Here is a 9,534-nt window from a genome sequence, read left to right as displayed (position 1 = left end):
ATGTATTAATAAAAGGTCAGCAAACCGCTGATCTTTTATTATTCTATAAACGTCGATATCTCAGACAACGGCTTCTTATAGGTAGCGTGTTGAGGAATGGTAGCGCCTTCCTCAGGGTAGCCAGTTACGATCAGCATGTATGGGCGGTCGTTGCTATTATCTCGTCCGCATATTTTACTCAGGAAACTCATGGGTTTTGGGGTATGAGTAAGCGTACCCAACCCTGCGTTGTGCAAAGCTTGCAGTAAAAAACCTGTCGCAATACCAACCGACTCATGCACATAGTAGTTGGTTTGGTTTTCGTCGTTTTCCATTCCTCCGCGCTTTTGAGAAAAAACAGCAATTAGCCACGGTGCTTTTTCTAGGTAAGGCTTACTGGCGTTAGTCCCTAGTGGCTTAAGCGCATCAAGCCATTCTTGTCCCGCCCTTCCTTGATAAAAAGACTGTTCGAGCTCTTCTGCCGCTTGACGAATTTGAGCTTTCACGTCTGCGCTATTGATCGCCACAAAGTGCCAAGGTTGATGATTCGCTCCACTTGGCGCTGTTCCCGCCGCTTTAATGCAGCTTTCAATAATGGACTTGGGGACTGAACGGTCGGAGAACTGACGAATAGAGTGGCGTCGCTTGATGAGATTGTAGTTTTGATTCGCGCGTTTCGACATTTCTTCCACTGGGTATTCAATAAAATCATCCAGTGGCAATTGAGATTCTTCAGACATACGGCTTCCTTGCTTTTTTATTTATCGGGTTACTATAGCGACAAATAAAAGGCAGGAGCGTGCTCTGTATTTATGAGGGTGCGAGACTGAGAGCGTTATTCAATTTTTGCCACAATGAAACAAGAACGTACTCTAGGAGTTGAGACAAAAAATGCGCCACTAAGGCGCATTTTGGGGAATGATATTCAAATCGTCTTTTTAGCTTTTTGGGCATTCAAATGGACCAACATAACGCCATTCTTTGCTGCGGTTATGCTGAGAAACATTTGCAGGTGGTAATTTGCCTTTGCTCCAATGGTTCGCTTCGTATACATGCCCCATGAACACGACATTCTCACCACTATTGTAGTGATGGTTTTGGTTCCAGGTCTTAGCCAAGGTTTTCTTCACATCCAGTGCCCACGCACTTGAATTACTTGGTGTACCTGAATTTGTCCACCATTTCGCGCGGTATACTTTGTTATTGAACAGTACCTTATTGCCGCCAACGTAAGTACGCCCTTTTTTCCACGCAGGGTATTTCGCTTGTTCTGCTTTTGATGCGTTCAAACATTTATGAGCACTTTGAGATTCGAAAAATACCCAACCTTGAGTACTGCAAGCCCAAAGCTTTCCAGTGTTTGCATCAAATGCATTCTTTCCCGCATCAGATAAGTAGCGACATTCTTGCGCGTCAGGTTGACCTGCGGTGCTATCAAATGTCTGAAAAGCACTAGCTTGGCTAGAAAAGCCAAGAGTAAGCGTAAATAGGGTTGCGACTGCCTTGGTAGGTAAGTTCATCAGAGATCTCCTTTAAGTGTGACCTTGGTTCCAACTAAGCGCCGAGAATCATAAAGGATGATGATGCTGGTTCATATAAACTTAAGTTTATTTAATAAATATATTACTTAAATTATAAAAAAACCGCTCACATAGGAGCGGTTTCGTAACGGTTTGTATCAGGTTATCGTTATTTTACACGACCAACGTACTCGCCGTTACGCGTATCAACCTTAATAACTTCGCCGATAGCAATGAACAGAGGTACACGAACAACCGCACCTGTTACCAGTGTTGCTGGCTTACCACCTGTACCTTGAGTATCACCTTTCAGACCAGGATCTGTTTCAGTGACTTCAAGCTCTACAAAGTTTGGTGGTGTTACTGCAATTGGGTTACCGTTCCAAAGCGTAATCATACAAGTGTCGTTTTCTACCAACCACTTAGCGTTGTCACCCACCGCTTTCAGATCCGCTGCGATTTGCTCAAATGACTCGCTGTTCATGAAGTGGTAAAACTCACCGTCGTTGTATAGGTAGTCTAGATCGATGTCCATTACGTCTGCAACTTCAACTGTGTCACCAGACTTGAACGTCTTTTCCAAAACTTTACCGGAAAGCAGCTTACGGATTTTTACGCGGTTGAATGCTTGACCTTTACCCGGCTTAACATACTCGTTTTCGAGAATGACACACGGCTCATTATCAAGTATAATTTTAAGACCGCCTTTAAATTCATTCGTGCTAACAGTAGCCATTTTTTCCTCTTACCATCTTCGAGTTCAATTTAATGCCGCACATCATAACCCGAAAAGCTGTTTCTGTTGAGCAAAACTGGCTCAAACAATTAGCGAATGCGATCTCCGATCCCTACAAGTTGTTGCAAGCGGTTGAAATAGACCCTACCCCTTGGCAAAAAGGGTTAGCCGCACGCGAACTGTTTGCGATGCGCGTGCCACAAAGCTTTGTCAATCGAATGGAAAAGGGCAACCCTAACGATCCTTTACTCAAGCAAGTTCTGCCCTTAATGGAAGAATTTGAGGTTCATAAAGGCTATTCGGCCGACCCTCTGGAAGAGCAAGATAACGACCAACCGGGGTTGCTGCATAAATACAAATCTCGCGTATTGATGATCGTTAAGGGTGGCTGCGCCATCAACTGCCGTTACTGTTTTCGCCGTCATTTCCCTTATCAAGACAACAAAGGCTCTAAATCCGTTTGGGAGCAGAACTTGGCGTACATTGCCAAGCGCCCAGAGATCAATGAAGTCATTCTTTCTGGTGGCGACCCTCTTATGGCGAAGGACAGCGAGTTGGAATGGCTGGTCTCACGTATCGAAGCAATAGAGCACGTGAGAACACTCCGAATTCACTCTCGGCTCCCTGTCGTCATTCCTTCTCGTATTACCGATGAGCTATGTTACTTACTTAGGGGAAGTCGTTTGAATGTCGTGATGGTGACACACATTAATCACGCCAATGAGATCGATGCTGAGCTTTCAGCTTACCTTGCCAAGCTCAAACAAGCTGGCGTGACGTTATTGAACCAGAGTGTGTTGCTGCGTGGGGTTAACGATTCTTCAGAGGCACTTATAAAACTCAGTGAAGATCTGTTTGCATCCGGTGTCTTGCCTTACTACATCCATGTTCTGGATAAAGTTCAGGGCGCGGCGCACTTCTATGTTTCAGATAAACAAGCAAAAGCACTAATGGCCGAAGTCATTGAAGAAGTATCAGGGTATTTAGTACCCAAATTAACACGCGAGATCGGCGGTAGAAAAAGCAAAACGCCACTGGATTTACACTTGGAATAAAGCTCCTGACTAATCAGGAGCTTCAAATTCAAGTTTTAAATTGAGAAGTTCACAAACGGGAAACAAGGCAAAAACCCGTTGTCTGCGCAGTTTAGCAAGCCAATCTGTACACCTTCAATTTGCTTGGTTTTGTTGAACACACCAAGCTGTACGTTCGACTTCTCAGACAAGCTAACCAAGCCAACATCAGCCATGGTAAATCCTTCTGAGTAGTTAACAGCACTGAAGTTGACGCCTTTTACATCGTGAGTCACATTCACTACGCCTAAGTTGGCGCCTTTCGTCGTGCCCATATTCCAGTTAAACATCCCAAGAGACACCCCTTTCATCTCTTGGTTTACTTTTGATGCGCCAAAGAACATACCTAAATTTAAACCAGTCATCGTATCGGTCTCAGACATGCCTAACACTGACACATCAACACCTTTAACAGCACTCACTTTTCCGTGTAAAACAGACAAACGAACACCGCCAACTGCATCACTAGCTGGTGCATTAAAGCCATCCAGTGTAGAGAACATAGCTGCCGAATCTTGCGCCAAGGCATAAGGGGATACCATAGCCATCGATACAGCAATTACTGACATTTGTTTTTTCATTGATCACGTCTCCAAAGACTCAAAGGAACAGGAGCGCGAAATATAAGCGACTTATGCCTACCTTGCAATCTATTGATTACGACCTATTTAAACGTCAAATATAGCCATTTTCACGATCAATATTTGTTGTTTGTATAGAGACTAAAGAAATGAACAATAGTGTGTTATAGGGTGTTAACGTAGGTTATGTGCGGTTACGGGTAGATGGAATAAGGGGTTCGGCATGATTTGGCTGAACCCTTTTTAGTTTGAGAAGAAAATCTAGAAATGAGCAATAAATCTGAATCGTGGCTTTTTACCCTATCAAAGTGAGCACTGGTTGTTTTTGTTTGTTCGCTGTTTAAATCGAGTTTAAACATTTAAATCTAATCGCCTAAGTCCTTTGCAATGTGAACAACTTGCCCTACTACTTCAAATTGATATTGTTCTTCTTTAGGTATGTCTAAATCGCTGTAGAAGCTGTTGTCGCTAATCAGACGCCAAGTGCCTAACATGCTTTGGTAGCGCTTCACAAACAACTCATCGCCGTTTCTAAAGATGTATATGTGCCCATCTGATGGTTTCTTCCTTTCCATGTTTACTACAAGCGTATCGTTGTTGTGAATCGTTGGTTCCATGCTGTCGCCTTTTGCCCACACGATCGCTAAATCCTTTTCTTTAAAGCCCCTGTACTTCAACCACTTACGCCTAAATGCTAAATGCCTGGTTGGCTCTAGTTGGTCTGGGTTTAAAGAGCCGTGCCCTGCTGATACCTGAATTCTATAACCAGGTATTAATGCAAATTCTTCTGTGAAATCCTTATACAGCGATAGGTCGCTATAGCTTGGCTTTGGTTCCTGTGTGCCTTCGAGCGCTTCAGTACCAAGGCTTTGCTGTGTTTCTAATGGAAGAATGCTTATGTGGTATTCGTAACCTTTAGTGCCAACTCTTTTCCTTTTCAAATGGTCTCTATTTTTTAAAAGCCGCTCTAGTTCGTCTCTAGCTCTTCTCGTTGATGTTGGCATTTGAGGTAGTCCTGCTAACTCAGAAGCTATAAACCAAACTGTCCTTTGACTCTCATCACAAACGGACACTTTTTCCGATTCTATGCTTTTGGTGTCCGTTTCATCTAAGTCTATGTTTTCATTGTTCTTATTCATTTTAAATGCGTCCTTCGTAATTTAATCAAAAGGACACTATTAAAAAAATACTGTCCTTTGTGTTGACTCTTGGTGTCTCTTGGATCAATACTTGTGTTACTAAGTTAAGCAACGTACTGGAGTAACTAACATGAGTAACGAAACAGTCTCTCAAAAAAACATTCAAGAAGGAAGTGATTGGCACAGAGCTGACATTGTTGCTGCTCTTAAAAAGCGTGGGCTTTCTGTTCGTCAACTTTCTCGTGAAGCTGGCCTTGGTGAAAACACGCTGGCTAATGCACTTCGCTCACCATGGCCAAAGGGCGAAAGAATTATTGCTGAAGCTATAGGTATGACACCTGATCAACTTTGGCCTAGCCGTTACCGCTCACTTCGAGCTGCAAGCTAGGAGGTTTCATTATGTGGTTTATAGCAAGTGAACTAGCAGGTGTAGTTGGTTTTCCATCCACAGGTAGAAGAGCAAGAGATCTATTGAAGAAGCTTGCTATGTCTAATCCTGAGTTAGAAAGAAAAAGACAAGGGACAAAGGCGACTGAATACCACGTCAGCTTATTACCTGTCCCAACGCAAACAGCATTACTAAAGCAACAAGGCAAAGTTCAAATTGGCGATCAGGTTCTTGAGTTACCGAAAAAGAAAAGCGAGCAGTCGTATTGCCGTGAAGCGCTTTGGGCTCGTTGGAGTAAGAACAACAACGCTGCCAAAGAGAAAGCACAGCAAGCATTGCGCACCGTTCAAGCTGTCTTTGCACTTAAGAATAACGGCATCAAGTTGATGGACGCTTATCAATCGGTCTCTGAAGAATATGGCGTGGCACTTTCTACTTTGCGCCGTAGTTGCGCGAAGGTGAAAGGGATAGACGAATGTGATTGGGCTCCAGCTCTGCTGCCTAAAAACTTTGAATCATCCCAAACTCAAAAGCCGAATCAGTTTGCCTACATCACACCTGAAGCGTGGGAGTTTTTCAAAGCCGACTACTTGAGCCTAGAGCAACCTGCTATGTCGGTTTGTTATGAGCGCCTTATTGATACAGCCCCTTCGAAGGGTTGGAAAGTTCCAAGCCTAAAAAGCTTAGGACGCCGCCTTGAACATGAAGTGCCAGTACAACAACGCATCATGCTTCGTGAAGGTGAACACGCACTGCACCAAATGTTCCCACCGCAAGAACGTACCGTTGAAGGGCTTCACGCTCTGGAATGGATCAACGGAGATGGCTATCAACACAACGTGTTTGTGAAGTGGTTTAACGGTGAAATTCTTCGTCCTAAAACGTGGTTTTGGCAAGACATCTACAGCCGCAAAATTGTTGGTTGGCGTTGCGATATTAGTGAAAACACAGACAGCATTCGCCTTTCATTAATGGACGTTTGTGAAAAGTTCGGTGTGCCTAAAGAACTGACTTTGGATAACACCAGAGCAGCTGCAAACAAATGGATGACGGGCGGCGTTCCTAACCGTTACCGCTTCAAAGTAAAAGCAGACGATCCACTTGGCATCATCCCAATGATGAATATCAAGTTGCACTGGTCGAGCGTGATATTAGGCAAAGGTCACGGCCAAGCGAAACCGATTGAGCGTGCGTTTGGTGTGGGCGGCCTTGAAGAGTACATCGATAAACATCCACTTTGTCGTGGCGCTTATACAGGCCCGAACCCAATGGCAAAACCAGATAACTACGGAAGCAAAGCGATCGACGCGGAAGACTTTCTACAAGCCATTGCTAAAGGAGTGGAAATGTACAACGCGAAAGAGAACCGAAACACCGAAGTGTGCAAAGGGTTTATGAGCTTTAACCAAGCGTTCAATGCCAGCTATGAAACGGCAGCAATACGCAAAGCAACTACCGACCAATTGCAAATGATGATGCTTCAAGCCGAGGCAGTAAGAGTGTCTAAACACGGCACCATTTCACTGGACGCTGGCGGCAGTTTGAAAGGCCGTAAGAACCGCTATTACAGCGAGTCGATGATGAACCATGTTGGCCAAAAACTGGTTGCACGTTTCGACCCATTAAAGCTGCATGAATCTATCGAAGTTTACACCTTGAATGGGGTTCGAATTTGTACCGCTGAATGTCTTGATAAGACCGGATTTGGCGATACGCAAGCGGCAAGAGAGCACAAACGCAAACGCACACAATTTACCAAAGCGAACAAGATTGCTGCGCAAGCTCAAACAGAAATGGATGCACTGGAAGTGGCTGCAATGATGAAGCCGCTTGAAGAAGAAGTGCTACCTGAAAGCAAAGTGGTTGAACCATTCAGACCCGTATCGATTGGCAACACGGCGGCTAAGGCCATAGCGCTAGAAGATGAAGACGAAGACTACGAACAGAACTTCAGCCAAAGCGTTTCAAACCTGTTTGAACAGAAATTCAAAAACAAGCTTTAAACCCTATTTAAACCTTCCATAAATGGAGATTGATATGAGTACAAACGTAGTTGAACTAGGCAATGCAGAAGCGAAGCAAACCGACATATTAATGCGCATTCGTGCATTAACAGAATCGAAGGCTGTTTCAGCGTCTCAGATTGCAAAAGAGATCAGCGTATCACCTGCCACGCTAAGCCAAATCTTGAACGGTTCATACAAAGCCGACCCAACCAAGATGATTGAAAAACTGAACCAGTGGTTACGTATGAGAGAACAGCGTAATGCCACGCCAAGTAAAGACCCTGGCTTTGTGATGACACCAACGGCTAAGCAGCTGACCGACGACATGATGTATGCCCAAGTTACCGAATCTATCGTGGTTATTTTTGGGGCGTCTGGTGTGGGTAAATCAGAAGCGCTGCGCGAATACAAACGAAGCAACAACAACGTATGGATGATCACTTCAAGCCCAAGCCGTTCAAGCCTTACTGAGTGCCTATATGAACTGGCTATGGAACTAGGCATGGACGATGCGCCACGCCGTAAAGGCCCACTGTCTCGCGTTATCCGAAACCGCCTGATTGGTAGTGAAGGTTTGGTGGTGATTGATGAAGCGGATCACCTTGACTACCCAACACTGGAAGAGCTGCGAATTCTGCAAGAAGAAACGGGGGTTGGCATGGTGCTAGTGGGTAATAACAAGGTTTACACGCAGCTTACAGGTGGTCGCCGTAATGAAGATTTTGCGCGCTTGTTCTCTCGCATTGCGAAGAAGCGTGGCATCCACAAAACCAAGCAAGCAGACGTTCGTACCATTGCTGATGCATGGAACGTAAACGGCGAGTCTGAACGCGGGTTAATGCTGCAAATCAGTGAGCGCCCAGGTGGTCTTAGATTGCTAAGCAAAACACTCAAACTGGCGGCGATGTTTGCCAAAGGTCAAACCATTAGTGAGCAAGTGCTGCGCAAAGCGTTTGCTGAATTAGACACCAACGATTGAGGTGCCCGATGGAATCGTTACCACTTAACCAAGAGTACAGAGCAGCGTTCGAGAATGTGATTGTGCTGCTAAGAGCGGAAAGCGAGCGCGGGCTTTCACAGGAAGAACTCAAACAATTGGATGCGCATATTTCAGCGTGTCGTCTTTATGAAAATCAACGAGGAGCTAACCAATGATGCATCTAAATGAAAAGCGTCGCGCTGTGGCTAATGCCCTGTCTCGATTAGAAACGGCAGGAAGCTTGATCGTGAATGTAAGCACTGGCATTGCCATCCCTGTTATTACCATCGAGTTTCCACCTGTATGGCTTGTTAGTAAATCAAATGAAGTGCGTGAGCTGGCTTGCAAGAGGCTTCAAGTTTCACGCATCGCAAAGCTGAGTGGCTGCTTGATTCGATGGGTGGAAAGTGAGACCGACAACATTAACGCAGAGCAAATTACCCAGTACTTAAACCCATACGCACCAGAGCTTATTGCGGTGCAGCCTAAGAATTTTTAATAAGTGAGAAAAACAATGACTAATCAAACCCAACCACAAGACGGTTTCCGCTTTAACGGCCAAGGTCACCAAGTACCAGTAAGCCAAATCAAAGACGTTGATTTACTGCGTGATGATGTTGTTGCTGACATCGTACAAAAAGCGATTGCGACACAAGAAACCCTTGCGCTGTTTAAGAAAGAAGCCATGCAGAACGTCGCGGATTTTGTAGACCTAAGCTCTGCTGAATTTGATGTGAAATACGGCGGCACCAAAGGCAACGTTACGCTGCTTTCGTTTGATGGCAAATACAAGGTGCAACGCTCAATTGGAGAGCACCGCGTGTTCGATGAACGCATCCAAGCGGCTAAAGCAAAAATTGACGAATGCATTAACCGTTGGAATGAAAATTCAAGCGATGAAATTAAAGCCTTGGTTGATTTGTCTTTCCGAGTAAACAAGCAAGGTCACATCGATGTTAACCAAGTGCTTAGCCTTCGCCAGTTAAACATTACCGACCCTGATTGGTTAGAAGCGATGGACGCCATTGCAGACTCAATCAAGGTTATCGGTAAAACGCCTTACCTACGTATTTATGAACGCCAAGGTGATGGTCAGTACAAACAAATCGCCCTTGATATCGCCAAGCTATAGC

Annotated in this window: 12 protein-coding genes; 7 read left to right on the top strand and 5 right to left on the bottom strand. The window is 44.8% G+C overall.

The features are described 5' to 3' along the window. Positions 1–38: 38 nt before the first annotated feature. The 3 genes from LDO37_RS01670 to efp all read right to left on the bottom strand — a co-directional run bounded on the left by LDO37_RS01670 (position 39) and on the right by efp (position 2,235). Positions 39–719, bottom strand: a complete 681-nt coding sequence (locus LDO37_RS01670; protein WP_126608057.1) for a nitroreductase family protein — start codon at positions 717–719, stop codon at positions 39–41. A 198-nt stretch (positions 720–917) separates the two neighbouring features. Further along, on the bottom strand, positions 918–1,499 hold the full coding sequence (locus tag LDO37_RS01665; protein WP_126608056.1) for a carbohydrate-binding protein: 582 nt from the start codon (positions 1,497–1,499) through the stop codon (positions 918–920). Positions 1,500–1,668: 169 nt separating this feature from the next. Continuing rightward, on the bottom strand, positions 1,669–2,235 hold the full coding sequence (gene efp / locus LDO37_RS01660; RefSeq protein WP_126608055.1) for an elongation factor P: 567 nt from the start codon (positions 2,233–2,235) through the stop codon (positions 1,669–1,671). A gap of 32 nt (positions 2,236–2,267) precedes the next feature. Between efp and epmB the strand changes: the two genes are divergently transcribed. Further along, on the top strand, positions 2,268–3,290 hold the full coding sequence (gene epmB / locus LDO37_RS01655) for an EF-P beta-lysylation protein EpmB (RefSeq protein WP_126608054.1): 1,023 nt from the start codon (positions 2,268–2,270) through the stop codon (positions 3,288–3,290). A 35-nt stretch (positions 3,291–3,325) separates the two neighbouring features. Here the strand turns inward: epmB and LDO37_RS01650 are convergent, their stop codons facing one another. Then, the gene (locus LDO37_RS01650) at positions 3,326–3,889 is read right to left on the bottom strand and encodes a VC2662 family protein (RefSeq protein ID WP_126608053.1); all 564 of its coding nucleotides are present in this window, start codon (positions 3,887–3,889) and stop codon (positions 3,326–3,328) included. Between the two features lie 365 nt (positions 3,890–4,254). After that, positions 4,255–5,028, bottom strand: a complete 774-nt coding sequence (locus tag LDO37_RS01645; protein ID WP_126608052.1) for a helix-turn-helix domain-containing protein — start codon at positions 5,026–5,028, stop codon at positions 4,255–4,257. A gap of 130 nt (positions 5,029–5,158) precedes the next feature. Here LDO37_RS01645 and LDO37_RS01640 point away from each other — a divergent pair, with 130 nt between their 5' ends. From LDO37_RS01640 to LDO37_RS01615, 6 genes are read left to right on the top strand one after another with little or no spacing between them, the layout of a single operon-like run. Further along, positions 5,159–5,416 (top strand): helix-turn-helix domain-containing protein, encoded by a 258-nt coding sequence (locus LDO37_RS01640; protein ID WP_126608051.1) that lies wholly within the window; start codon positions 5,159–5,161, stop codon positions 5,414–5,416. A gap of 11 nt (positions 5,417–5,427) precedes the next feature. Then, positions 5,428–7,419, top strand: coding sequence for a transposase domain-containing protein (locus LDO37_RS01635; RefSeq protein WP_126608050.1), 1,992 nt, complete (start codon positions 5,428–5,430; stop codon positions 7,417–7,419). 34 nt (positions 7,420–7,453) lie between these two features. Beyond that, a complete protein-coding gene (locus LDO37_RS01630) occupies positions 7,454–8,401 on the top strand; it encodes an AAA family ATPase (protein ID WP_126608049.1) in 948 nt (315 codons plus the stop codon). An 8-nt stretch (positions 8,402–8,409) separates the two neighbouring features. Next, positions 8,410–8,577 (top strand): hypothetical protein, encoded by a 168-nt coding sequence (locus LDO37_RS01625; RefSeq protein ID WP_185829820.1) that lies wholly within the window; start codon positions 8,410–8,412, stop codon positions 8,575–8,577. Beyond that, on the top strand, positions 8,574–8,900 hold the full coding sequence (locus LDO37_RS01620; RefSeq protein WP_126608048.1) for a hypothetical protein: 327 nt from the start codon (positions 8,574–8,576) through the stop codon (positions 8,898–8,900). Before LDO37_RS01625 ends, LDO37_RS01620 begins: the two co-directional genes overlap by 4 nt. 15 nt (positions 8,901–8,915) lie before the next feature. Next, the gene (locus LDO37_RS01615; RefSeq protein ID WP_126608047.1) at positions 8,916–9,533 is read left to right on the top strand and encodes a DUF3164 family protein; all 618 of its coding nucleotides are present in this window, start codon (positions 8,916–8,918) and stop codon (positions 9,531–9,533) included. Position 9,534 lies beyond the last annotated feature (1 nt).

It is taken from the genome of Vibrio penaeicida (assembly GCF_019977755.1).
GTDB lineage: Bacteria > Pseudomonadota > Gammaproteobacteria > Enterobacterales > Vibrionaceae > Vibrio > Vibrio penaeicida.
This window is presented reverse-complemented; position numbering and strand designations above follow the sequence as displayed.

What these genes read in the sequence shown, in the direction of transcription:
- LDO37_RS01670 (WP_126608057.1), bottom strand. Translation starts at nt 719, where the DNA reads ATGTCTGAAGAATCTCAATTGCCACTGGATGATTTTATTGAATACCCA.
- LDO37_RS01665 (WP_126608056.1), bottom strand. Translation starts at nt 1,499, where the DNA reads ATGAACTTACCTACCAAGGCAGTCGCAACCCTATTTACGCTTACTCTT.
- efp (WP_126608055.1), bottom strand. Translation starts at nt 2,235, where the DNA reads ATGGCTACTGTTAGCACGAATGAATTTAAAGGCGGTCTTAAAATTATA.
- epmB (WP_126608054.1), top strand. Translation starts at nt 2,268, where the DNA reads ATGCCGCACATCATAACCCGAAAAGCTGTTTCTGTTGAGCAAAACTGG.
- LDO37_RS01650 (WP_126608053.1), bottom strand. Translation starts at nt 3,889, where the DNA reads ATGAAAAAACAAATGTCAGTAATTGCTGTATCGATGGCTATGGTATCC.
- LDO37_RS01645 (WP_126608052.1), bottom strand. Translation starts at nt 5,028, where the DNA reads ATGAATAAGAACAATGAAAACATAGACTTAGATGAAACGGACACCAAA.
- LDO37_RS01640 (WP_126608051.1), top strand. Translation starts at nt 5,159, where the DNA reads ATGAGTAACGAAACAGTCTCTCAAAAAAACATTCAAGAAGGAAGTGAT.
- LDO37_RS01635 (WP_126608050.1), top strand. Translation starts at nt 5,428, where the DNA reads ATGTGGTTTATAGCAAGTGAACTAGCAGGTGTAGTTGGTTTTCCATCC.
- LDO37_RS01630 (WP_126608049.1), top strand. Translation starts at nt 7,454, where the DNA reads ATGAGTACAAACGTAGTTGAACTAGGCAATGCAGAAGCGAAGCAAACC.
- LDO37_RS01625 (WP_185829820.1), top strand. Translation starts at nt 8,410, where the DNA reads ATGGAATCGTTACCACTTAACCAAGAGTACAGAGCAGCGTTCGAGAAT.
- LDO37_RS01620 (WP_126608048.1), top strand. Translation starts at nt 8,574, where the DNA reads ATGATGCATCTAAATGAAAAGCGTCGCGCTGTGGCTAATGCCCTGTCT.
- LDO37_RS01615 (WP_126608047.1), top strand. Translation starts at nt 8,916, where the DNA reads ATGACTAATCAAACCCAACCACAAGACGGTTTCCGCTTTAACGGCCAA.